Below are 21866 nucleotides of genomic sequence, written 5' to 3' on the forward strand. Positions count from 1 at the left end.
TACGTCGGTTGTGAAGACTAGAACCGTCCGCCGCGCCCGCCGCCGCGGGATGAGCCGCCGAAGCTGCGCCCTCCGCCGCCGAATCCGCCGCCGAACCCTCCGCCGCGGGAACCGCCGCCGAATCCGCCGAACCCGCCGAACCCGCCGGAGGAGCGCCCGCCACCGCCGAGCATTCCGCCGATGATCCCGCCGAGGATGGCGCCGGTGATGTCCCTGCCGACGGCTCCGCCCATTCCGCTGCCCATTCCACCGCCCATCCCGCCGTAGCCGGGCTGCTGCATGTAGGAGTTGGCGTCGGCCTGGGCCACCCGCAGGGCGTCACTGGCCAGCGAATGAGCGCGTTGTGCCGCGGCCAGGGCGCTGACCGGATCGACGGTTGCCACCTCGACGGACTGCCGCAGGTAGCGTTCGGCCTCCGAGACCCGGGTCCTGGCCTCGGAGCCGATGCTGCCGCGGCGGGTGGCGATGAAGTCGTTCGCCGCCGAGAGCTCGGACCGCGCGGCGGTGAGCGTGCCGTCCAACGCGCTGCGGGCACGGTCCAGTTGGGACTGACGGTCGCGTACCGCGGTCAGCTGGCCATCGAGCGCCGCGTGCGCCTGCTCGAGCCGCGCCAGCGATGTGACAGGGTCGGCGCTCTCGGCGGCGGCGATGGCGGCCTCGGCCGCCGCGATCGTGCCGGCCAGAGCTCCGCTGTCGACACCGGGGCTCGGCTGCAGGGCTGTGGCCTGCGCGACGTCGCCGCGCAGGTCGGCGACCGCGGCATCCAGTGCGGTGGACGCGGCGGCCAGATTGGCGCTGTGGCTGCTGATCGCGTCGACAAGCTGTTTCACCTGGTCTGTGCTCGCCTGCGCCGAGCGCACGTCGACGGCGGCCTCCCCGGTCGCGCCTGACGCGATCGAACCGCGCGCTTCGGTGAGCGCGCCGGAGGCGAATGCCAGCAGGTTCGTCGCCTGCTCGATGTTGTCGCTGACCGGCGACAGCGCTGCGGGGGAGTAGCGCTGCCGGAGGGTATCGAGCGACTGGCTGGCCTGCTCCAGCCGCTGCTCGAGCGCCGCGCGGGCGGCGTCGACCTCGCCGATCACGGTGGCGGCGTTCTTCTCCAGCTCACGCAGTTCGTCGAAGGCGTCGGCCTGCGCATCGAGCTCGGCGTCGGCAGACTCGCAGAGCGCAATGATCTGCTCGGTCCAGGCGCGACGTTCCTCTGCGGTGTCCTCATCGGCGTCGTCGAGTTTCTGACGCAGCGTGAACGCCTCCGCCACCTTCTGCTTGGCGCTGGCCACCGCGACCCGGAACGGTTCGGTCGCCTCGTTTCCGAACTGCGCCACGGCAAAGCCGAGCTCCTGCTGGCTGGTCATCAGCGCGTCATCCAGTTCCACCAGCAGGCCGCCCGCCCGCTGGTCGAGCTCCTTCTGGCTGGCCGCTGCCTTCTCCAACTTCGCGCGCTTGCTGCGATTTTGTCGGATGCGGGTGAAGAGGAACAGACCGATCAGCACCACCGCGATGCCGCCGACGAGCAGCCAGGGGAATCCCGGGCCCTGCCGCGCCTCGCGCAGACCGTCGGCGTAGGCGACCACGGCGCCAGACCAATCGCTGGCCGAGAGGGCAGGCAGCAGGTCTTCGTTCTCGATCTGGGCCAGTTGGCTGTCGCTGAGCGGGAACTCGCTGGACTGGTCGACCTGGTAGACCCGGTCGGTCACCGCCACCGCGAGCAGCAGGTCGTTGTCGCCGAGCTGGTTCAGCTCGGCCGTTTGCAGCGCCCAGTCAACGCGGTCGCTGGGGTTGGTGAACTCGTCGACGAACACCACGAACAGGCCGAGGTCGGTGTCAGCCATCAGCCGGTCGATCGCGGCCTGGGCGTCGTCCGCTCCGGTGCCGAGCACGCCCGCCTCATCACCGATGTACGCGCCGTTCAGATCCACGGGGTCGGTCGCCGAGGCGGCAACGGGGAAAGCGAAAACGAGCGCAAGCGACGCGAGGACCGTGAAAACCCTTGGCCACGACCGCATCCGTCACTCCCTCGCTGGCGTCCTGCTCGGATTCTAGCGAGGCGGCATGTCCGAATGGTGACCGGTCAGCGCAGCGTGATGTCTGCCGGGGTGCCCGAAAGCTGGCGCACGGTGCCGTTGGGAAGGCTCAGATCCACCGCCGCGGACACCTGGTACAGCCCGGGGTCCACCGGCGGCAGGCTCTCCGGGGCGGTCGTTTCCAGGGTTGCCTCATCGGTGCAGTGGGCGGGCAGCACGCTCGCCTGCCAGCTGAATGACTCGCCGGGCGCCAGGTCGATGGTGGCCAGCGACAGGATCATCGGGCCGTTGGTGTGCCACAGCACCGTGCCGTCCTGCGACAGCGTGACCGGCGCCACCGCGGCGCTCGAGGCGACCAACCGATCGCTGCCGGTGTTGGTCAGGGTGACCTGGCCGCTGATGCTGCCGGCGGCGATGGCCGCCTCGGTCGGGAACTGCACGGTGAGCGTGATGTCGGCGTCGGTGCTCGGCGGGGCGAGGCTGCCGCCGCACGGGTTCAGGCGATCCGCCGGCACCGGAACGGTGGCGGCATCCGGCGCGGCAAGCCCGCTGTCGGTGGCGGATTCCTGCGAGGATCCGGCCGTGCCCGAGAAGGGTGAGCCGAGATTCTGCAGCCCGGTCACACTCGCGACGCCGATGCCGAGCACGGCCAGCGAGAAGATGCCGCCGGCTGCCACCAGCTTGGGGGTGCGGCGGCCGCGGCTGCGGCGAATCACCGCGGCGGAGTCGATGCCGGGCAGCGGCGTGTGTGCGGCACTGCGCTGCAGCGATGCACGCAGCTCCGCCTCGTGGGGGTTTGCGCCGGGGTGACGGTCAGTAGGCACGGTTCTCTCCTGCCTCGATGTCGGTCGCGGTCGCCCGGTGGGACTGCATCGCCACGGCCATGCGGGCGAGACCGTCGCTGAGGTAGCGCTTGACCGTGCCGGGGCTGATGTCGAGCCACTCGGCGATGTCGTCGACCTTGAGGTCTTCGTAGTAGCGCAGCACGATGCACGCGCGTTCCCGCGGGCTCAACTTCATCAGTTCGGCGCGCATGTCGATCTGGGCCTCGGTGGCCGTGGCCCGGGATTCCGCGACGTCGCTGACCAGCACCAGATGCGCCACCTTGCGCCAGCGGGTGCGGCGCCTGCCGCCGTCGAGAAAGGTGTTCAGGATGGCGCGGCGCACGTACGCCTCGGCGCTGGCGACGGAGAACCCGTTGCGCACCCGGCTGAACGTCTTGACGAGGGCATCCTGCACCAGGTCGGCCGCGTCATCCGGGCTGCCCGAGATCAGGTACGCGTACCGGGTGAGGGCGTCGCCGCGCTCGGTCACCAGCTTGGTGACCACACTCTCCCATGCGGGCGAGCCAGCATCCTCGGCCAAACGGAGCCCTCTTCCTCTTGTGTCTACCTTTATAGACGCACGAGCAAGCGAAAAGGTTGGGTTCCGCGGGCCGGGATGCTGGCCACCGGTGGACTACTGCTTGCTGGCAGTCAGCCGGCCGCGCAGCACGTCCAGTTGCTTCTGCACGGCGGCCGGCACGCGACCGTCGAACTGGTCGAAGAACTTCTGGGTGTCGTCGGTCTCGGCGAGCCAGGAGTCGGCGTTCACGTCGAACAGCTGCTGCAGCGCGCCATCCTTCAGTTCCAGCCCGTCCAGGTTGAGGCCGTCCTCGGCGGGCAGCCAGCCGATCGGGCTGTCTGCGGCGGGAACCCGGCCGTCGACCCGCTCCAGGATCCACTCCAGCACGCGGGAGTTCTCGCCGAAACCGGGCCACAGGAACTTGCCGTCCTCGCCCTTGCGGAACCAGTTCACCTGGAAGATGCGCGGCACCCGGCCGCCACGGCGCAGTTCCTGGCCGATGTCGAGCCAGTGCGACCAGTGGTCTGCCATGTTGTAGCCGCAGAAGGGGAGCATCGCGAACGGGTCGCGACGCAACTCCCCGACAGTGCCTTCGGCGGCCGCCGTCTGCTCAGAAGAGACCGTGGCGCCCATAAAGACACCATGCTCCCAGTCGCGCGCCTCTACCACCAAGGGCGCGTTGGTCGCACGGCGACCGCCGAAGATTATTGCGTCGATGACGACGCCCTGCGGGTCTTCCCAGTCATCCGAGATGATCGGGCACTGCCGGGCAGCGACCGTGAATCTCGAGTTGGGGTGAGCCGCAGTGGTTCCAGAGTCAGGGCTCCACGGGTTGCCCTGCCAGTCGGTGAGGCGATCGGGTGCCTTGTCGGTCAGACCCTCCCACCACACGTCGCCGTCCTCACGCAGGGCGACGTTCGTGAAAATCGTGTTGCCCCAGAGTGTTTCGATTGCCGTGGCGTTCGTGGACACGCCGGTACCGGGGGCCACGCCGAAGAAGCCCGCCTCGGGGTTGATAGCGCGCAGTCGGCCGTCGGGGCCGGGACGCAGCCAGGCGATGTCATCGCCGATCGTCTCGACCTTCCAGCCGGGGATCGTGGGCTTCAACATGGCGAGGTTGGTCTTGCCGCAGGCGCTCGGGAACGCCGCCGCCAGGTGGAACACGCGACCGCGCGGGGAGGTCATCTTGAGCAGCAGCATGTGCTCGGCCAGCCAGCCCTCGTCGCGGGCGATCACCGATGCGATGCGCAGCGCGAACGATTTCTTGGCCAGCAGCGCGTTGCCGCCGTATGCGGAACCGTGCGACCAAATCTCGCGGGTCTCGGGGAAGTGGGAGATGTACTTGGTGTCGCTGCACGGCCACGGAACATCCGTTTCGCCGGCGAGCAGCGGTGCGCCGACCGTGTGCACCGCGGGAACCCACTCGGTGTCCTCGGTGATCTGGCGCAGGGCCACTGTGCCCATCCGGGTCATGATGCCCATGCTGACCACCACGTAGGGGGAGTCGGTGATCTGCACGCCGAGCTTCGCGAGCGGGGAGCCGATCGGTCCCATCGAGAACGGGATGACGTACATAGTGCGACCGCGCATGGCGCCATCGAACAGCGGCTGCAGGGTGGCGCGCATCTCGTCGGGGGCGACCCAGTTGTTGGTGGGGCCGGCATCCTCTTCGCGTTCGGAGCAGATGAAGGTACGGGATTCGACGCGAGCCACATCGCTCGGGTCGCTGCGCGCCAAGAAGCTGTACGGACGGTGCTCCGGGTTCAGGCGCGTCAGGGTGCCGGTCTCCACCATCAGCCGGGTGAGGCGATCGGTCTCTGCGGTCGAGCCGTCCACCCACTCGATGGCGTCCGGCTGGGTGAGCTCAGCGATCTGCTCGACCCACTGAACAACGCGCAGGTCTGCGTCATCCGGGGTGACGGTGTCCCGGGTCAGGAGTGGTGTCGACATGCTGGTTTTCCCTTCCGTTGCTGCGGTTGACCCGGATCCGAGGACCCACATCAGCCAGTCACAGGTTGGCAAAAACCTGTTGTGTTTTCAGACTGCACCCTCATCGGGCGTTCCTACCGCCGATTCAGGGTGAAAGAACCCGCAAAGTTTCGCTATGGTGAACTTGTGAACGATCTTGTGACCCTCGGGCAGCGCATCCGGCATTACCGCAATGAGGCGGGCCTCACCCTCGACCAGCTGGGAGCTGCGGTCGGCATGGCCGGCAGTCAGCTCTCCTTGATGGAGAACGGAAAGCGCGAGCCGCGCATCACCCTGCTCGGCAGTATCGCGACAACCCTCGGCGTCGAGGTCGCCGATCTGCTCAACAGTGCGCCGCCGAACGCCCGCGCCGGGCTGGAGATCGAACTGGAGCGTGCCCAGCGCGGAGCCGTGTACGGGGCGCTCGGGCTGCCCCAGTTGCGGCCGGGGCGGACGATGTCCGACGAGACGCTTGCGGCGCTGGTCGGCATGCACCGCGAACTGGCGCGCCGCGCCAAGGAGGCGATCGCCACGCCAGAGGAGGCCCGCCGGGCCAATACCGACCTGCGACTGGGCATGCGCAAGCGCAACAACTACCTGCCCGAGATCGAGCAGCTGGCGCAGGATGTCCTGAAACGGGTGGGGCACACCACCGGCGCGTTGACGCACCGTTCGGTGAGCCGGATGGCGCAGGACCTCGGCTTCGAACTGGTGCACGTGAACGACCTGCCGCACTCGGCGCGCTCGGTGACCGACCTGGAGAACGGCCGCATCTACCTGCCGCCGGCCTCGATCCCCGGCGGGCACGGCCTGCGCTCGATGGCGTTGCAGGCGATCGCGCACCGGCTGCTGAAGCACTCCGAGCCGTCGAGCTACGCGGAGTTCTTGCGCCAACGCCTGGAGATCAACTACTTCGCCGCGGCCTGCCTGATGCCGCTGCAGCAGTCCGTCGACTTCCTACACGCCGCGAAGGCCGACCGCAACATTGCGGTCGAGGACTTCCGGGACGCGTTCGGCGTCACCCACGAGGCCGCCGCACTGCGGTTCACCAACCTCGCCACCGAACACCTGGACATGACCGTGCACTTCCTGCGGGTCGGTGACGACGGTGCCGTGTACAAGGCCTACGAGAACGACGGGATGCGGCTTCCGGTCGACGTGACAGGGTCGGTCGAGGGTCAGCTGGTTTGCCGGTACTGGAGCGCCCGGATGGCGTTCTCCCGCACCAACCGCACCACCGAGTTCTACCAGTACACCGATACGCCGGAGGGCACGTTCTGGGAATCCACCCAGACCGGCACCACCAACGCGGAGGAGTTCTCAATCACCGTCGGTGTGCCGTTCAACGACGCGAAGTGGTTCCGCGGCCGCGAGACCACCAACCGGATGCAGTCGCAGTGCCCCGACGTGAGCTGCTGCCGCAGGCCGTCGGCCGAACTCACCGAACGCTGGCACGGCAAGGCGTGGTCGAGCGCCAAGCTGCACGCGCACATCCTGTCGCCGCTGCCGTCCGGCACGTTCCCTGGCGTCGATGACCAGGAGCTGTACCAGTTCCTAGACGCGCACTCCGCCAGCGCCTAACGGCCGGGGTTTGCGCTGATCTTCCCTTGATTGAGGAGCGAGCCCGACGGCTCGGGCGGGGATCGGTCGCTCGGAAGGCCGTTTTCCGCCGAAATCGTCCTCCCGAGCTCGCTATTTCCTGCCGAGCGTTCGCGGGCTGCCGCGCTGTGGTTCGCTGGCGTCGAGACCGCGGGGCTCGCAAGCTCGCACCGTGCCTCAGCCAGCGGGGTTATGAGACGGCGCTCGCCTACTGAGCCAGTGGGCGAGGCGCGGGGTGCGCGTGATCTCGCGCGGCGACGGATGCCGTGGTCCTCAGCCAGCGCACCGGGTCGGCCATCGCGGCATCCGGTGACCCTGCGGTGTCGCTGAGCGACAGGGCCCAGCCTTGCCAGCCGGCGGCATCGTCACCGGCATCCGCTCCGATCACGCGGCCGGCGCTGAATTGGCCGGCGCTCACGCGGTCGCCAATCACGCGGCCGGCGATCACGCCGGTGGCGACGCCCAGCCGGTCGGCGAGGGTCAACGCCTCGCCCACCGCCTTTCCGGTGAAGGACGTCGCGTCGAACGAGCCCTCGCCGGTGATCAGCATGTCGGCGCGCTCCAGGGCGTCGGGCAGGCCGCTCAGCCGGGCGATGTGCTGCGCTCCGGGCCGGATGACCGCCCGCCAGGCGGCGAGGAAGCCGTAACCGGTGCCGCCCGCGGCACCCGAGCCGGGAACGCCCGGATCTTCGCCGAGCAGCTCCGCCCAGCGGCTGAGTGCGGCCTCCAGTATCCGCACCTCGGCGGCGGATGCGCCCTTCTGGGGACCGAACACCGCGGTTGCCCCGGTCGGGCCGAGCAGTGGCGCTGTGACGTCGCTGAGCAGCGTGACTCCGCCCGGTGGTGGCGGTCGCAGCGTCGATCGGTCGATGGCGTGCGCGGAGGCCAGGGCGCCGCCGCCGCGGGCGACTGGTTGGTCCGCGGCATCCGTCACTCGCAGTCCCAACGCCTCGAGCGCACCCGCTCCGCCGTCGGTCGACGCGGAGCCGCCGAGCCCGACGATCAGCGACTGCGCGCCCGCGTCGAGGGCTGCCTGGATGACCTCGCCGAGGCCAACGGTGCTGGCGCCGAGCGGGTCGAGTTTCGGCATCAGCGGAAGTCCGGAGCACTGCGCGAGTTCCACCACGGCCACCCGGCCGGGCAGCTCGAGCCAGCGACCCTCGGTGGGGCGGCCGTCCGGGCCGGTGACGGCGCCGGCCGAGCGCCAGATGGCAGCCGGAACCGCTGCGGCGATGGCGTCGAGAGTGCCTTCTCCGCCGTCGGCGAGCGGGATGCGCGTGAGGGTGTCCTGCGGTCGTTCGCTGAGCCAGCCCTCGGCGATCGCGGCCGCCGCGTCGGTGGCGCTCAGGGATCCCTTGAACGAGTCCGGGGCGATGACAACGCGCAGCGGCATGGCATCTGTGGGCATGGCGACAGTGTATGGGCGGAATAACGGGCGGCTGTCGCGCGTTGAAGCTCTCTATGGCAACGATCGAAGTCACCGAACAGAACCTCAACGACACCATTTCTCAGAACGACATCGTCTTCCTTGACTTCTGGGCCGACTGGTGCGGCCCGTGTCGGGCATTCGCACCCGTGTACGGATCGACCTCCGAAAAGCACCCGGACGTGGTGTTCGGCAAGATCGACACCGAGAAGGAGCAGCAGCTGGCCGCGGCCGCCGGCATCCGCTCGATTCCGACGCTGATGGCCTTCCGCGAGAACGTGCTGGTGTTCTCCCAGCCGGGCGCCCTGAACGGCCCGCAGTTCGAGCAGCTGGTCGACTCGGTCAAGGCGCTTGACATGGAGAAGGTGCACGCCGACATCGCGCGCCAGCAGGCCGAGAGCGCATCCGAGAGCGCTGCCGAGGGCACCCCTCAGCAGTAACCCGAGCCGTCGGCGGCTACTGGGCGCGAGCGATCATCGCGAGCGTCGCGTGTAGCTCGTCGGCATCGACCTGACCGGGCGCGGATGCCGTGCCGACCATGCCGAACGTCGCCGCCGAGCCGAAGGTCTGGCCGGCCAGGCGAGAGATCAGGCCGAGCGCGCCCATCGACATGGTGATGAGCGGCCGCGTTGCGTACTGCTCGTGCATCTCGCGGGTGGCGTCGAGCAGGGTCAGCACGTCGGCGCTGCTGCGCGGCATCACCGCAATCTTGCAGATGTCGGCACCCAGCTCCTGCATCTGGCGGAGCCTCGCCACAATCTCATCCTTCGGCGGGGTGCGCTCGAAGTCGTGGTTCGAGGTGATCACCACAACGCCGCGCTCGTGCGCGGCCGTGATCAGGCTGGCGACGATGTCGCGGTCACGCTGGTACTCCACGTCGACCAGCGGGGCGTGACCCGATTCGATCACCGCGAGGTTGAGTGCCCCGTACTGCTCATCGGAGATGACGGCCGCCCCGCCCTCGGCCGAGGTGCGGCAGGTGACCAACAGCGGTGTCGCGCCGAGTTGCGCGGACAGCTGCGCGGCCGTCTCCACGACGCTGCCCAGGTCGTCGATCGTGCTGAAGTGATCGACGCGCCACTCCACGATGTCCACCTGGTGGCCGGTCAGGGCGTCGACCTCCGCGCGCAGCGCGTCGGGGGTCGCCCCGACAATCGGAACCAGGATCTTTGGCATTCCCTCGCCGATGGTTACCGTACCGACGGTGACCGCGGTGACCGTGCTGCGCGTCATCCTGCTCCTTGCCCTGTGCTCACGTGCCTCGGTGTCCACGGCACCGTTTCCCAGGCGCTGTTTCCCAGGCACTGTGTCCACGGAACTCTATCGCGCGAGCAGTGCGACACCGGCGGCGGTGACGCCGAGCAGCACCACTACCGAGTAGCCCACCGCGCTGAGCACGATGCGCGCTCGCGGCGTGATCCGCCCGCCGAGGAACGAGCCGGCGGCGGCCAACGCCAGCTGCCAGGCCAGCGAGGCCAGGCCGACGCCGACCACGAACATCACCTGCCCGAGCGCGGTTGTGGCGCTCAACTGCACGGCCGCGCTGAGCGCGCCAAAATAGAGCACCGTGGCGGGATTCACCGCGGTCAGGGCGAGGAAGGTGACGAACACGGTTCCCGGATGTCGCGACACCGCAGGTACCCCGTCGGCGCGGGATGCTCGCAGCCGAACCAGCCCGACCACACCGAGGGCCACGAGACAGGCGCCCGCGACCACGCCAGGCGCCGCACCGATTGAGCGGATCCAGGGGCCGGCCACAGCGCCGATCATCAGCGCCACCACGCAGTATGCGGTGTCCACCGCGGCGACAGCCGAGGCGGCCGCGGCCGCCGGGCGAAAGCCGCCGGTGACTCCCTGCTGCAGGATCAGCACGGCGATGGCGCCCAGTGGCATCGCGACGCCGAGCCCGGCAAGCAGCCCGGCCACGATCGCCACCCCTGGTGTCATGCACCCAGTCTGGCCGAGCACGTGGCCGCGGGTGTTACACGGCGGTCGGCACGGTCTTCGCGCGGCTGAGCGTCTCGGCCAGGCTGACGGCGATGATGGCGCCGGCGGCCAGGATGCTGGCGAGCACCACCAGCTGGAACCGGCCGGCCTCAAGCGGCGACGCCCCGGCGAACACCGCGCCGACGAACGCGCCGGGCAGCACCACCAACCCGGTGGTTCGAGTCTGGTCGACCGACGGGATCAGTGCTTCCCGCACGGCACTGCGGGCAAGATCGAAGGTGGATTGCCGCGGTGTCGCGCCGAGCGCGAGCCAGCCCTCCACCTCGTCACGCCGCTCTACCAGCGACGAGCGGTAGCGGCGACCGGTGAGTGTGGTGATGGTCATCGAGTTGCCCACGACGATGCCGCCGGTCGCCAACAGGTTCTGCGGCGTGAGCGCAATCGCGCCGCTGAGGAAGACGGTGGCCAGCGTCACGCTCGCGCCCAGCAGCATCGAGACGGTGATGGCCAGCAGCATCCGTCGATCCCCGTGCAGGCGCCTGGACGCGGTGAGGATGGCGGCCACCATCATCACGACGAGCGCCACCCACACCCAGCGGATGTCTCCGATCACGGCGGACAGGATCAGGCTGAGAATCGCGAGCTGGGCGGCCGCCCGCACCACCGCCATGGCGGGCGAATACCAGCGCGGGATGCCGTAGACCTTGAGCGTTGCCGCGGTGATGGCGACCAGCACGCCGATGCCGATGAGCGTCGGCAGCGCGACGGCGGTCCAGTCCATTCCTTGACTCTAACCATGCTGCTACCGTCGGGAATATGACCCCGCAGGAGCTGGAGGGCCTCGCTCAGTTGCGACGTGCCCGGGATCTGATCGACCGGGAGTACGCGAAACCGCTCGACGTCCCGACCATGGCGCGCAGGGCGCTGATGTCGCCCGCGCATTTCTCGCGAAAGTTTCGCGCCGCATACGGGGAGACGCCGTACAGCTATCTGATGACTCGCCGGATTGAGCGTGCGATGGCGTTGCTGCGGGCTGGGGTGAGCGTCACGGACGCGTGCATGGCGGTCGGCTGCACCTCGCTCGGCTCGTTCAGCTCGCGGTTCACCGAGATCGTTGGGGAGTCGCCCAGCGTCTACCGGCGCCATGGTCACCACGCGGTCAAGGCGATGCCCGACTGTGTCGCGCGGGCGCACACCCGCCCGGTGCGGAACGCGCCAAGGACCGAAAATGCGAGCAGGATCGGAGAAGCGAGCGGCGCGGTCGCGGCATAGAGTCGCGATCATGACAATCGCACTGCAGTACTGCAACATCACCGTCAATGACGTCGACGAGTCGATCGCCTTCTACAGCGGAGCGCTCGGCCTCCAGGTGCACAACGACGTGTCATCAAACGGATATCGCTGGGTCACGCTCGGCAGTGACGCGCAGCCGGGACTGGACATCGTGCTCTCCGAGCCTCACGCCGGTCGCTCGCAGGCCGACGGTGACGCGCTGCAAGAGTTGCTCACCAAGGGGGTGCTGCCGATGATGGTGTTCCGCTCCGACGACGTCGACGCGACCTTCGAGACGCTGCGCGCATCGGGCGCCGAGGTGCTCCAGGAGCCCATCGACCAGCCGTGGGGACCGCGCGACTGCGCGTTCCGCGACCCGTCGGGCAACACCGTCCGCATCGCCCAGGCGCCCGCGGCCTGATCGCTCAGCCTGACCGCTCGGTCCTGTTCGCTCAGCCTTGACCGCTCAGTCGTAGACCCGCAGCAGCGCCCAGCCGCCCCGGCGCTCGTCGTAGCGCACCTCGAACATGTGCGTTTCGCCGCTGTCGTCCGAGGCCTGGAACCGCCAGCCGATCCCGGGGTCCAACGGGTGGGTCAGGGCCGGATGCCACCAGGTTTCGACGCTATCGCCGAGGCTGGTGGGGGAGTCGGTGACCCTGAACCGGCGTCCCTCCCAGACCAGGCGCACCGGTACCCCGGCGTCGGTCCAGAGGGCGACCGCTTCGTGTGTCTGCTGCATGATCCCTGCTTCATTCTTCGAACATATGTTCGAACAGGGATAGCGTACGACGTCAGGGCCGAACTGCCAAGAGTCAGGCGTCCTGCAGCTCGCGCGGCAGTGCGATGACGTCGACCAGGGCACCGTTTCGCCAGACCGTGATCTCGATTCGCCTGCTGATGGCATCTTCGACCATCAGCTTCTGAACGGCGGTCGTCGTCACCACCAGTGTGCCGTCGAGTTGCACGATGATGTCACCGCGGTGCAACCCCGCCTCCTCGGCGGGGCTGCCAGCCACCACCTGAGCCACCTCGAGGCCCGTGGGGGAGCCCACCCGGGCGGCGAGTTCTGGCGAGAGCGGCACCTGCATGCTGGCGATGCCGAGCCAAGCGCGGCGCACCCTGCCCTGAGTCATCAGCGCGGTGATGATCTCGCGCGTGGTGCTGTTGATCGGCACCGCGAGCCCCAGCCCGACACCGGCCAGTGCCGTGTTGACGCCGACCATCAGGCCGGCGCTGGTCGCGAGCGCTCCGCCGCTGTTGCCCGGGTTCAACGCCGCGTCGGTCTGGATCACCTCGTCGATCACCCGGCCGGACGGCGTCGGCAACGACCGGCCGAGGCCCGACACGATGCCGGCGGTCACACTGCCGGCGAGGCCCAGCGCGTTGCCGACCGCCACGACGAGTTGCCCCACCCGAAGACCGGCCGCATCGCCGAACGTCACGGGCGCCGGCACGGGTCCGCGCGCCTTCAGCACCGCCAGATCGGAGAGCGGATCCCTGCCGGTCACGTCGGCGGCGACTTCGGTGCCGTCGGCGAACGCCGCGTCAACACTGGCGGCACCGGCCACCACGTGGGCGCTCGTCAGCAGGTAGCCGTCGTCGGTGATCACGCTGGCGCTGCCCGCGCCCTGACCTCGCGCGGTGCGCACGCGCACGCTCGCCACACTCGGCAGCACGGCGTCGGCTACCTTGATCACGGCTCGCGAGTAGGCGTCCAGGGGGTCTTCATCGGCCATGCTCGGTATAACGAGCAAGCCGGCGGCTTTATGCCTACTGTCCGGTCGAGCGGATGACGCGTGCCAGCGCGTCAAGGATGGGCAGCTGTCCGCGCACGAGCTTGACCCGGGCCTCCGGCTCGGCGACCCAGCGGGCGTCATCGATCTCGGGGTAGTTCCGCACCACCCCTGAGCCCCTGGGCCATTCCACCGAGAAGGTGTTGCTCACGACGCGGTCCGGCTGAAAGTCTGTCTCGGCCGCGAACACCGCGATGATCTTGCCCGACGGCTGCCGGAAGTTGCCCAGTGCCGCGTACTGCACGGCGGGGGCGGCCGAACCGATCTCTTCCTCGAACTCCCGCAGTGCCGCGGTCAGAGGCTCCTCGTCGGGGTCGTATTCGCCCTTGGGGATCGACCAGGCGTGCTCGTCCTTCCTGGCCCAGAACGGTCCGCCCATGTGCGCGATCCACACCCGCATCGCCGCATGGTCGTCGATCTGGTAGAGCAGGATGCCCGCGCTGTGCACAACCACCGTCTTACTCAAGCACCCGCGGTGGGGTGCGGCAAGGAGGCGAACCTAGATGCGGGCAGTCAGCCAGGAGTAGGGGTCGATCGGCGTGCCGCCGGCGTCGTGGATCTCGAGGTGCAGGTGGGCGCCGGTGCTGGCGCCGGTGCTGCCGACCTTGCCGATCTGCTCGCCCATGCCGACGCTGTCGCCCACCGAGACGGCCATCGAGCCCGCCTGCATGTGTGCGTACAGGCTGGTGTATGTGGTGCCGCCGATGGTGTGCTCGATCTTCACGTGCACGCCGAACGCGCCGGCACTCGTCGCCTCGGTGACGACGCCGGCCGCGACCGCGGAGATCGGGGTGCCGGCGCCCGGGGTCCAGTCGATACCGAGGTGATTGCTGGAGCATCCGGCGCAGGGCGCGGGACGGGGGCCGAAGTCTGCGGTCATCGTGGTGCCGGAGGCAAGCGGCCAGCCGACTGCGGCTGAGGGCGCGGCCGGCGCCTCGACGACGGGCGGTGGCGGCGGCGGAAGCACCGTGACACCGAACCCGTCACGCGCGACCGCCGGGTCGAGCGCGGTTGCGGGCATGTCCAACGACTGCAGCGGCATCTGAGCGGACAGCGTGGTCGGCTGCACGGCAGACACCGGCTGGAAGTCGGCTGGCGCCGCGGCGGCGGGCACCGAACTGATGGCGGTCAGGCCACCGGCAAAGAGCGTGGCGGTGACGGCCAGAGTGGTACGGCTCACGTGCAGAAAGCCGGACAGGCGGGTGGGGTGCGGGTGAACGGCGTGCGGGCGAACGGAGTTCGGACGGGCAGGGTGCGGGTGAAGATGGCGGGGCAAAAAACTATTCTCCGGGTAATGGGACGCGCACCAAGGCACGCGCTTACTTACTGGATGCCGCACAACGTCGGGCACGGCTGACACACCGGGGGTCTCAGTGCGAAGGGGGGATCGAGAAACACGCGGGCGGTGAAGGTCACGTTCGGGTCACGATCAGCACAACAAGTCTGCGTTAAGACCCTCCGTGAAACCTGAGTACGCGAATCCCGGGTGCGCGACACGGCTGGAGCCGCGGGCTCAACTTGACCCGGACCCGACCGCGCCGCACACTCGACTTGTGGCCAAAGAAGTAGATGACGCCGAAACCATCCGACACGTCATTGAGACGCTCGAGCAGAAGTACCCGCAGGTCCCCCGCGAAGAGCTCGAGGCGGTGGTGAACGAAGAGTTCGGCCTCCTCGCCGGCCGGCCGGTGCGTGACTACCTGGAGATCCTGACCGAGCGCGCCGCCCGGAAACGGCTGAAGCTGAAGAAGGCGGCCAAGAAGAGCTGACGATCAGCTCAGGCGCACGACACCTCCGCCGAGGAGTAATGTTTGCGCCGTGCTCCACAGTCAGCGCGTGCATCGGAGCGGCCTAGGCCGGCTCGGACTGCACCCGGCACAAGCTGTCGTCATCGGTTTCGCCGGTGCGGTGATCGTGGGCACCCTGGTGCTGTTGCTGCCGATCTCCAAGGCCGGGCCGGGCGGTGCGACGTTCATGGAGGCGCTGTTCACCGCGACATCCGCGGTCTGCGTGACCGGCCACATCATCGTCGACACCCCGGTGTTCTGGAGCGGCTTCGGTCAGGTCGTCATCCTCGTGCTGATCCAGGTCGGCGGCCTGGGAATCATGATCTTCGCGTCCTTGATCGGGATGTCGCTGGCCCGCAAGATGAGTATCCGCTCGCGGGTCACGGCGGCGGCCGAGGCCAGGAGCGTGGGGCTCGCCGACGTCACCGGACTGATCCGGCGCATCGTGGGGATCACCGCGATGATCGAGGCGGTGGTGTTCCTGATGCTCACCCTGCGGTTCTGGCTGGGCTACGGCTACAGCCTCGGCGACTCGGCCTGGTACGGCGTGTTTCACGCCGTCTCCTCGTTCAACAACGCCGGGTTCTCCACCTTCAGTGACAATCTGGTTGGCTTCGCCACCGACGCGTGGATCTGCCTGCCGATCGCGCTCGCGGTCATCCTGGGCGGATTGGGTTTCCCGGTGATGATGCAGTTGCGCAGGGAGTTCCGTCACCCGCTGCACTGGACGATGAACACCAAGCTCGTGCTGGTGGGAACCGCGACGCTGCTGCTGATCGGCACGGTATTGACCTGTGTCATTGAGTGGTCGAACCCGCAGACACTTGGCGGGATGTCGCCGGCCGAGCGGGTGCTCGCGGGGTTCTTCTACTCGGTGCAGACCCGCACGGCGGGATTCAACAGTGTGCCGATCGGCGAGATGAATCCGGAGACCTGGCTGGTCAGCGACATCCTGATGTTCATCGGCGGCGGGCCAGCAGGCACCGCCGGCGGCATCAAGGTGACCACCTTCCTCGTGCTGTTCTTCATCATGGTCACCGAGCTGCGCGGTGAGGGCGCCGTCAATATCTTCGGCAAGCGGCTGTCGCGCGCGGTGCACCGTCAGGCGATCACCATCGTGCTCGTCTCAGTCGCCGCCGTGATTGCCGCCACCGGTGCGATCATGCTGCTCACCGATCTTGCGATCGACCGGGTGCTGTTCGAGGTGATCTCGGCGTTTGGAACCGTGGGATTGTCGACGGGGATCACCGCGGACCTGCCGACCGCGGCGCAGGCGATCCTGGTGGCTCTAATGTTCCTCGGCCGGATCGGGCCACTCACGCTCGGCACGGCCATTGCCCTCCGGCAGCGCCGGATTTTGTACGAACTTCCCAAGGAAAGGCCCGTCATTGGCTAGATCCCAGCGCATCGCCCGTATCGCCGAAGCCGACGCCGTGGTCGTGATCGGTCTCGGCCGGTTTGGCACGTCGCTCGCCCTGGAATTGATGGCGGCAGGCACCGACGTGCTCGGCATCGACAGCGACGAGGAGCTGGTGCAGTCGCTGAACGGCCAGCTCACTCACGTCGTGCGCGCCGACTCCACTAATGAGGAGGCGCTGCGGCAGCTCGGTGTGCACGAGTTCGACCGGGCGGTGGTCGCGATCGGCAACGATATCCAAGCCAGCATCCTCACCACATCGTTGCTGCTGCGATTCGGCATCCCCGCGATCTGGGCCAAGGCGGTCAGTGATGCACACGGGCAAATCTTCGAACAGCTCGGCGTTCAGCATGTGGTCTACCCCGAGAAGGACATGGGGCGACGCGTCGCACACTTGGTGCGCGGCGCGGCGCTGGACTATATCGAGGTCGACCGGGACTTCGCGATCGTCAAGATGAGCCCGAACAGCCTGGTGCGCGGGGTGCGGCTTCGTGACAGCGACATCCGGTCGCGGTTCGGCGTCACGGTTCTCGCCTACAAGCGAGGCGACGCCGGGTGGCGGAATGCAGACCTCGAGACTGTGATCGAAGACGATGACACGATTCTGGTGTCCGGACCGATCGGCAAAGCCGAGGCATTTGGGCAGCTGCGCTGAGCACACGCGATTCAGTGCGGTGCGCCACGGAAATCCGGGGCAGATTTCCTCTAGCGCCGCGAGAGTAGCTCAGCTAGCCTCAGCCCAGTAACACCAACAGGCCCGAAGCGATTGGTGGGGAGACATGATCAGCGCGGGGATCGAACTGACCATCCAGCTCGTGCTGATTTCCCTCGTGGGCGTCGGGCTGACGGCATCCGTCATCGCCTTCGTCATGATGAGTCGCCGTCTGGCGCGCATTGAAGAGGCCCTGGGACTGCGGGAACCGGCCCATCCGAGCGTGCTGCAGCCCGTCACAGACTGAGCGGAACGACCCGCGACAGGAGGTCGTCGGGCGCGTATGCTTGCCCTTCTGATCTGGTGAACACAGTGCAGGAAGTCACGTGAGCGAGACAGCCGCTAAGTTCCATATCCCCGAGAGCGTTCCCGGCCCGGGAGAGCACACAGCACCCGCGAGCACCTTCCGCCGCTGGCTTCTGCGCGACACGGTGCAACCCTCGGGGCCGGAGATCACGGAACAGGCCGACACCGACGCCTGGTGGAAAGTGATGTGCCTCACCGGGGTGGACTACTTCTCCACCCTGTCCTACCTCCCCTCCATTGCCATCATCACCGCCGGCGCGTTGTCGCCGCTCGCGACGCTGCTGATCGTTGCGCTGACCCTTCTGGGGATGTTGCCGATGTACCGCCGGGTGGCCAAGGAGAGCCCGCACGGGCAGGGCTCGGTCGCCATGCTCGAGCGCCTGTTGCCGTTCTGGCAGGGCAAGATCTTTGTTCTGGTGCTGCTCGGATTCGTGGCGACATCCTGGATCATCACCATCACCCTGTCGGCGGCGGACGCGACGGTGCACCTTCTCGAGAACCCGTTCGTGCCAGAGGCGCTCTCGGGGCAGAGCGTGCTGATCACCGTCATCCTGCTGCTCATTCTGGGCGGGGTGTTCCTGCTCGGCTTCACCGAAGCGGTGGCGGTCGCGGTTCCGCTCGTGGTGGCCTTCCTCGGCCTGAACGCCGTGATCATCGGTGTGGGCCTGGCCAGCATCATCAGCGAACCGGCGCTCGCCGCGGATTGGCTGGGTGCGCTGACCTCGGCCGGCGGCGGTTTCAGCAGCATCCTCGCCCCCGCACTCATCGCCTTCCCCCTGCTGGTGCTCGGCCTCTCCGGCTTTGAAACCGGCGTAAGCATGATGCCCCTGGTGCGCGCATCCGGCGCGACTCCCGAGGAACGGCTGGCCTCGCGGGTGCACAACACTCGCAAGCTGCTCACGGGAGCCGCCGTGATCATGAGCGTCTATCTGATGACCAGCAGCATCGTCACCACCCTGCTGATCCCCGCAGAGGCGTTCGAAGACGGTGGCGAGGCCAACGGTCGCGCTCTGGCGTATCTGGCTCATGAACTGCTCGGCAACGGCTTCGGCACCGTCTACGACATCAGCAGCATCCTGATCTTGTGGTTCGCCGGAGCGTCGGCGATGGCGGGACTCATCAACATCGTGCCGCGGTACTTGCCGTCATACGGCATGGCGCCGGATTGGGCCAGAGCGATCCGTCCGGTGGTGCTGGTGTACACCGGCGTCAGCATCGCGATCACGATCGGTTTCCAGGCGGATGTCAACGCGCAGGCGGGCGCGTACGCCACCGGAGTGCTGGCGATGATGGTGTCCGGGGCGCTCGCCGTGACCATCTCGTCGATCAAGCGGCAGCGTAGGCGCAGCATCGTCGGGTTCGCGGCGCTCACCGCGGTGCTCGGATACGCCCTGATCGACAACATTCTGGCCAAACCGGACGGAATCGCCATCTCGGGGTTCTTCATCCTCGGCATCGTTGTCGTCTCGCTCGTCTCGCGGGTGACGCGCACCACCGAGCTGCGCGCCGAGCGGATCGAGTTCGACTCGGCGGCGCGGCGATTCATCTCGGATTCGCTGGTGCACGATGGCCAGTTGAACCTGATCGCCCACCGTCCGCAGGTGCGCAGCGGCAAGGAGTACAAGGAAAAGGAGTTGGAGCAGCGCAGGATGAACCCGGTGCCGGGGACGGCGGATGTGCTGTTCCTCGAGATCGAGGTGGTGGACCCGTCCGAGTTCCGGGAGGTGCTGCGCGTGCACGGGGTGCAGGTCGGTAGCCACCGGATCCTGCGCGTCAGCAGCCCGGCCGCACCGAACGCCATTGCCGCCATCCTGCTGGCGTTGCGAGACGCGACCGGGGTACGGCCGCACGCCTTCTTCGAATGGTCGGAGGGCAACCCGCTGACGCACCTGTTCCGCTATCTGCTGCTCGGCCGTGGCGACACGCCTCCGGTCGTCCGGGAGATCCTTCGGGAGAGCGAGCCGGACCCGGCCAAGCGCCCCGGGATACACGTGGGTGGCTGACCGCGCGAAGATAAGAAGCGTGAGCAAAGAACAGCAGTTGACCTACACCGCATTCCGTGAGGCCGACAGAGCGCTGAACCGGATGCAGTGGACCGGGGTCAGCCTGATGGTGCTGGGTTTTGTGCCGGCCATGTTTGGCATCGCGCAGGTGTTTTCCGAGGTCGTGCAGATGCTGCTGTTCCTCGCGCTGGTGGCCGGGGTGATTGTCGTGGTCGTTGCCGTGGTGCGCAAGATCGGGCTGGTGCGCAGGTACCCGCGATTCACCAGCCGGATGCGGCGGGAGCGCGGCATCCGCTCGTCTGGGTCTGGGTCTGGGTCTGGGTCTTCTGGCTCTGGGGCTGGCGGCTCGAGCGGCGGCTGGTGGGGCGGCGGCTCATGGGGCGACGGTGGAGACAGCGGTGGCGGTGGCGGGGGAGACGGCGGCGGTGGTGGCGACTGACCGGGCGGGCCGGGCTGCGCGGCTCGGCCGTGCCCTGTAGGTTCTCGGCATGGACATCATCCTCGTGCCCGGGTTCTGGCTCGACGCGTCATCCTGGTCTGAGGTGACCCCGCCCCTCGTTGCGGCCGGGCACCGAGTGCATCCGCTCACCCTGCCCGGGCTGGAATCGGTCGACGCCCCGCGGGCAGGCATCGGGCTCGGTGACCACGTTGACGCTGTCATCGCCCGGATCGATTCCCTCGACGAGTCGGTGGTGCTGGTCGGTCACTCCGGCGGCGGAGCCATCATTCACGGGGCGCTGGACGCTCGCCCGAATCGGGTCGCGCGGGCCATCTATGTGGACAGCTTTCCGCTCGGTGACGGTGACGCCATCACCGACGAGTTCACGGTTGACGGCGATGACCTGCCGCTGCCCGACTGGAGCGAGTTCGGCGAGCCAGACCTGGTCGACCTGACCGACGAGGTGCGGGCCGCCTTTCGCGCTCGAGCGGTGCCGGAGCCGCGGCGGGTGGCATCCGACCAGCAGCAACTGCACGACGAACGGCGCTACGGCGTGCCGGCCACGGTGATCGCCTGTGAGTTCACATCTGACCAGTTGCAGGGGTGGATTCAGGACGGCGAGCCGTGGGTGTCCGAACTCGGTCGTCTGCGTGATGTCGAGTACGTTGACCTGCCCACCGGGCACTGGCCGCAGTTCACCCGACCGGTCGACCTGGCCGACGTCATTCTCGCGGCCGTTGATGGGCGGCAGTCATGAGCGGCGACATTTTGAAGGCGCATCTGCACCGGTATCTCGTTGCCGGACGGGAGGCACTTCTCTGGAAGCTTGATGGACTCTCTGAGTACGACGTGCGCCGGCCGTTGGTGCCCTCCGGTACCAACTTGCTGGGGCTGGTCAAACACGTCGCGGGCGTGGAGGCAGGCTACCTGGGAGACGTGTTCGGTCGTCCGTTCGAGGAGTCACTTCCGTGGATGGAGGAGAGTGCAGAGCCGAATGCCGACATGTGGGCTACCGCCGACGAGTCCAGAGAGTGGATAGTCGAGGTCTACCACCGTGTCTGGGCGCACGGGGATGCCACCATCGAGGCGCTGCCGCTCGATGCGGATGGTCTGGTGCCGTGGTGGCCGGAGGAGCGTCGCGCGGTCACCCTCGAGCAGATCATTGTGCACCTGATCGCCGAGACGCATCGGCACGCCGGGCATGCCGACATCGTTCGCGAGTTGATCGACGGAGCGGCGGGAATGCGCAAAGGCAACGAGAACATGCCGCCAGGTGACCTCGCGTGGTGGCAGGAGTACCGCCAGCGGGTGGAGAACACCGCGCGGGAGGCCGGCGGTCGCTGAACCCAGCGGTCGCAGAACTTAGTAGTCACTGAGCCGAGTAGAGGAGGCTCGACATGACGATTGGACGGCGACTGAGACGCGCCGCGGGCGCGCTGAACAACGCGATCTACCGGGCAACCAGCGGCCGGCTGCTGGGCCGGATGGGCGGACTATCGGTGCTGCTGCTCACGGTACCCGGCCGCAAAACTGGCTTGCCCCACACCACCGCCGTCTCGTACATCATGGATGCCCACCGGTTCGTGGTCACCGGCTCCGCGGGCGGGTCCGCGAAGGAACCGCAGTGGTTTCGCAACCTGCGGCACGCCGATCAGGCGGTGATCGAGGTGGGCCCACGCCGCATCACCGTCACGGTGACCATCGCTGGTCCCAGTGAGCGGGCACGGCTCTGGCACCAATTGACCAGCCGCGCCCCGTTCTTCGACCGCTACCAAGCCAAGGTCGATCGGCTGATTCCGATGGCCATTCTGAGCCCCGTGCGGTAGCCG

At 68.1% G+C, this 21866-nt stretch carries 25 protein-coding genes; 13 read left to right on the plus strand and 12 right to left on the minus strand.

Annotated elements, in window-relative coordinates; translation table 11 throughout:
• Positions 1-17: 17 nt before the first annotated feature.
• From HCT51_RS18905 to HCT51_RS03485, 4 genes are all read right to left on the minus strand, one after another.
• Entirely contained in the window at positions 18-2006 is a 1989-nt protein-coding gene (locus tag HCT51_RS18905; protein ID WP_166870380.1) for a TPM domain-containing protein, read from the minus strand.
• A 65-nt stretch (positions 2007-2071) separates the two neighbouring features.
• Complete coding sequence (locus HCT51_RS03475) at positions 2072-2848, minus strand: hypothetical protein (protein ID WP_166870382.1); 777 nt, start codon at positions 2846-2848, stop codon at positions 2072-2074.
• On the minus strand, positions 2838-3389 hold the full coding sequence (locus HCT51_RS03480) for an RNA polymerase sigma factor (protein ID WP_166870384.1): 552 nt from the start codon (positions 3387-3389) through the stop codon (positions 2838-2840). The genes HCT51_RS03475 and HCT51_RS03480 overlap by 11 nt, the downstream gene beginning before the upstream one ends.
• 93 nt (positions 3390-3482) lie before the next feature.
• Positions 3483-5318: a phosphoenolpyruvate carboxykinase (GTP) gene (locus HCT51_RS03485; protein WP_166870386.1), complete on the minus strand. Its 1836-nt coding sequence runs from the start codon at positions 5316-5318 to the stop codon at positions 3483-3485.
• Positions 5319-5483: 165 nt separating this feature from the next.
• Between HCT51_RS03485 and HCT51_RS03490 the strand changes: the two genes are divergently transcribed.
• Entirely contained in the window at positions 5484-6917 is a 1434-nt protein-coding gene (locus HCT51_RS03490; RefSeq protein ID WP_166870388.1) for a helix-turn-helix transcriptional regulator, read from the plus strand.
• 226 nt (positions 6918-7143) lie between these two features.
• On the opposite strand, the gene HCT51_RS03495 is transcribed toward HCT51_RS03490, so the two are convergent.
• Positions 7144-8343 carry a glycerate kinase gene (locus HCT51_RS03495; protein WP_166870390.1) on the minus strand — a complete coding sequence of 400 codons (1200 nt, stop codon included), beginning with the start codon at positions 8341-8343 and terminating at the stop codon, positions 7144-7146.
• A gap of 53 nt (positions 8344-8396) precedes the next feature.
• Between HCT51_RS03495 and HCT51_RS03500 the strand changes: the two genes are divergently transcribed.
• Positions 8397-8801, plus strand: coding sequence for a thioredoxin family protein (locus HCT51_RS03500; protein ID WP_166870392.1), 405 nt, complete (start codon positions 8397-8399; stop codon positions 8799-8801).
• A 16-nt stretch (positions 8802-8817) separates the two neighbouring features.
• Here the strand turns inward: HCT51_RS03500 and aroD are convergent, their stop codons facing one another.
• The 3 genes from aroD to HCT51_RS03515 all read right to left on the minus strand — a co-directional run bounded on the left by aroD (position 8818) and on the right by HCT51_RS03515 (position 11089).
• A complete protein-coding gene (aroD, locus tag HCT51_RS03505; protein ID WP_166870394.1) occupies positions 8818-9594 on the minus strand; it encodes a type I 3-dehydroquinate dehydratase in 777 nt (258 codons plus the stop codon).
• Positions 9595-9681: 87 nt separating this feature from the next.
• Positions 9682-10308, minus strand: a complete 627-nt coding sequence (locus HCT51_RS03510; RefSeq protein ID WP_166870396.1) for a LysE family transporter — start codon at positions 10306-10308, stop codon at positions 9682-9684.
• Positions 10309-10342: 34 nt separating this feature from the next.
• Positions 10343-11089, minus strand: coding sequence for an ABC transporter permease (locus tag HCT51_RS03515; protein ID WP_166870398.1), 747 nt, complete (start codon positions 11087-11089; stop codon positions 10343-10345).
• A gap of 35 nt (positions 11090-11124) precedes the next feature.
• Here HCT51_RS03515 and HCT51_RS03520 point away from each other — a divergent pair, with 35 nt between their 5' ends.
• Together HCT51_RS03520 and HCT51_RS03525 are read left to right on the plus strand one after the other, a co-directional pair.
• Complete coding sequence (locus tag HCT51_RS03520) at positions 11125-11580, plus strand: helix-turn-helix transcriptional regulator (protein ID WP_166870401.1); 456 nt, start codon at positions 11125-11127, stop codon at positions 11578-11580.
• 10 nt (positions 11581-11590) lie between these two features.
• Positions 11591-12001, plus strand: coding sequence for a VOC family protein (locus HCT51_RS03525; RefSeq protein ID WP_166870402.1), 411 nt, complete (start codon positions 11591-11593; stop codon positions 11999-12001).
• A gap of 45 nt (positions 12002-12046) precedes the next feature.
• Here the strand turns inward: HCT51_RS03525 and HCT51_RS03530 are convergent, their stop codons facing one another.
• The 4 genes from HCT51_RS03530 to HCT51_RS03545 all read right to left on the minus strand — a co-directional run bounded on the left by HCT51_RS03530 (position 12047) and on the right by HCT51_RS03545 (position 14553).
• Positions 12047-12319 carry a hypothetical protein gene (locus tag HCT51_RS03530; RefSeq protein ID WP_166870405.1) on the minus strand — a complete coding sequence of 91 codons (273 nt, stop codon included), beginning with the start codon at positions 12317-12319 and terminating at the stop codon, positions 12047-12049.
• A 73-nt stretch (positions 12320-12392) separates the two neighbouring features.
• Positions 12393-13316, minus strand: a complete 924-nt coding sequence (locus HCT51_RS03535) for a S1C family serine protease (RefSeq protein WP_166870407.1) — start codon at positions 13314-13316, stop codon at positions 12393-12395.
• 34 nt (positions 13317-13350) lie between these two features.
• Complete coding sequence (locus HCT51_RS03540) at positions 13351-13827, minus strand: NUDIX hydrolase (RefSeq protein ID WP_166870409.1); 477 nt, start codon at positions 13825-13827, stop codon at positions 13351-13353.
• Between the two features lie 45 nt (positions 13828-13872).
• Positions 13873-14553: a M23 family metallopeptidase gene (locus HCT51_RS03545; protein ID WP_166870411.1), complete on the minus strand. Its 681-nt coding sequence runs from the start codon at positions 14551-14553 to the stop codon at positions 13873-13875.
• 373 nt (positions 14554-14926) lie between these two features.
• Between HCT51_RS03545 and HCT51_RS03550 the strand changes: the two genes are divergently transcribed.
• The 9 genes from HCT51_RS03550 (at position 14927) to HCT51_RS03590 (ending at position 21863) form a co-directional block, all read left to right on the plus strand.
• The gene (locus HCT51_RS03550) at positions 14927-15142 is read left to right on the plus strand and encodes a three-helix bundle dimerization domain-containing protein (RefSeq protein ID WP_166870413.1); all 216 of its coding nucleotides are present in this window, start codon (positions 14927-14929) and stop codon (positions 15140-15142) included.
• Between the two features lie 67 nt (positions 15143-15209).
• Positions 15210-16556 carry a TrkH family potassium uptake protein gene (locus HCT51_RS03555; RefSeq protein WP_166870415.1) on the plus strand — a complete coding sequence of 449 codons (1347 nt, stop codon included), beginning with the start codon at positions 15210-15212 and terminating at the stop codon, positions 16554-16556.
• The gene (locus HCT51_RS03560; RefSeq protein WP_224760646.1) at positions 16549-17232 is read left to right on the plus strand and encodes a potassium channel family protein; all 684 of its coding nucleotides are present in this window, start codon (positions 16549-16551) and stop codon (positions 17230-17232) included. The genes HCT51_RS03555 and HCT51_RS03560 overlap by 8 nt, the downstream gene beginning before the upstream one ends.
• A 124-nt stretch (positions 17233-17356) precedes the next feature.
• Positions 17357-17536 carry a hypothetical protein gene (locus HCT51_RS03565; RefSeq protein WP_166870417.1) on the plus strand — a complete coding sequence of 60 codons (180 nt, stop codon included), beginning with the start codon at positions 17357-17359 and terminating at the stop codon, positions 17534-17536.
• A 79-nt stretch (positions 17537-17615) separates the two neighbouring features.
• Positions 17616-19598 (plus strand): APC family permease, encoded by a 1983-nt coding sequence (locus HCT51_RS03570; protein ID WP_224760647.1) that lies wholly within the window; start codon positions 17616-17618, stop codon positions 19596-19598.
• Positions 19599-19617: 19 nt separating this feature from the next.
• On the plus strand, positions 19618-20037 hold the full coding sequence (locus HCT51_RS03575; RefSeq protein ID WP_166870419.1) for a hypothetical protein: 420 nt from the start codon (positions 19618-19620) through the stop codon (positions 20035-20037).
• Positions 20038-20086: 49 nt separating this feature from the next.
• Positions 20087-20794, plus strand: a complete 708-nt coding sequence (locus HCT51_RS03580) for an alpha/beta fold hydrolase (RefSeq protein ID WP_166870421.1) — start codon at positions 20087-20089, stop codon at positions 20792-20794.
• Positions 20791-21381, plus strand: a complete 591-nt coding sequence (locus HCT51_RS03585; RefSeq protein WP_166870423.1) for a DinB family protein — start codon at positions 20791-20793, stop codon at positions 21379-21381. Before HCT51_RS03580 ends, HCT51_RS03585 begins: the two co-directional genes overlap by 4 nt.
• Positions 21382-21434: 53 nt before the next feature.
• Complete coding sequence (locus tag HCT51_RS03590; RefSeq protein ID WP_166870425.1) at positions 21435-21863, plus strand: nitroreductase/quinone reductase family protein; 429 nt, start codon at positions 21435-21437, stop codon at positions 21861-21863.
• The last annotated feature ends 3 nt before the right edge of the window (positions 21864-21866 follow it).

This window comes from Salinibacterium sp. ZJ450 (genome assembly GCF_011751885.2).
GTDB lineage: Bacteria > Actinomycetota > Actinomycetes > Actinomycetales > Microbacteriaceae > Ruicaihuangia.

Coding starts and splice junctions, on each gene's coding strand:
- HCT51_RS03510 (WP_166870396.1), bottom strand. CDS start 10,308: ATGACACCAGGGGTGGCGATCGTGGCCGGGCTGCTTGCCGGGCTCGGC.
- HCT51_RS03520 (WP_166870401.1), top strand. CDS start 11,125: ATGACCCCGCAGGAGCTGGAGGGCCTCGCTCAGTTGCGACGTGCCCGG.
- HCT51_RS03565 (WP_166870417.1), top strand. CDS start 17,357: ATGATCAGCGCGGGGATCGAACTGACCATCCAGCTCGTGCTGATTTCC.
- HCT51_RS03525 (WP_166870402.1), top strand. CDS start 11,591: ATGACAATCGCACTGCAGTACTGCAACATCACCGTCAATGACGTCGAC.
- HCT51_RS03535 (WP_166870407.1), bottom strand. CDS start 13,316: ATGGCCGATGAAGACCCCCTGGACGCCTACTCGCGAGCCGTGATCAAG.
- HCT51_RS03585 (WP_166870423.1), top strand. CDS start 20,791: ATGAGCGGCGACATTTTGAAGGCGCATCTGCACCGGTATCTCGTTGCC.
- HCT51_RS18905 (WP_166870380.1), bottom strand. CDS start 2,006: ATGCGGTCGTGGCCAAGGGTTTTCACGGTCCTCGCGTCGCTTGCGCTC.
- HCT51_RS03495 (WP_166870390.1), bottom strand. CDS start 8,343: ATGCCCACAGATGCCATGCCGCTGCGCGTTGTCATCGCCCCGGACTCG.
- HCT51_RS03500 (WP_166870392.1), top strand. CDS start 8,397: ATGGCAACGATCGAAGTCACCGAACAGAACCTCAACGACACCATTTCT.
- aroD (WP_166870394.1), bottom strand. CDS start 9,594: ATGACGCGCAGCACGGTCACCGCGGTCACCGTCGGTACGGTAACCATC.
- HCT51_RS03580 (WP_166870421.1), top strand. CDS start 20,087: ATGGACATCATCCTCGTGCCCGGGTTCTGGCTCGACGCGTCATCCTGG.
- HCT51_RS03530 (WP_166870405.1), bottom strand. CDS start 12,319: ATGCAGCAGACACACGAAGCGGTCGCCCTCTGGACCGACGCCGGGGTA.
- HCT51_RS03485 (WP_166870386.1), bottom strand. CDS start 5,318: ATGTCGACACCACTCCTGACCCGGGACACCGTCACCCCGGATGACGCA.
- HCT51_RS03515 (WP_166870398.1), bottom strand. CDS start 11,089: ATGGACTGGACCGCCGTCGCGCTGCCGACGCTCATCGGCATCGGCGTG.
- HCT51_RS03590 (WP_166870425.1), top strand. CDS start 21,435: ATGACGATTGGACGGCGACTGAGACGCGCCGCGGGCGCGCTGAACAAC.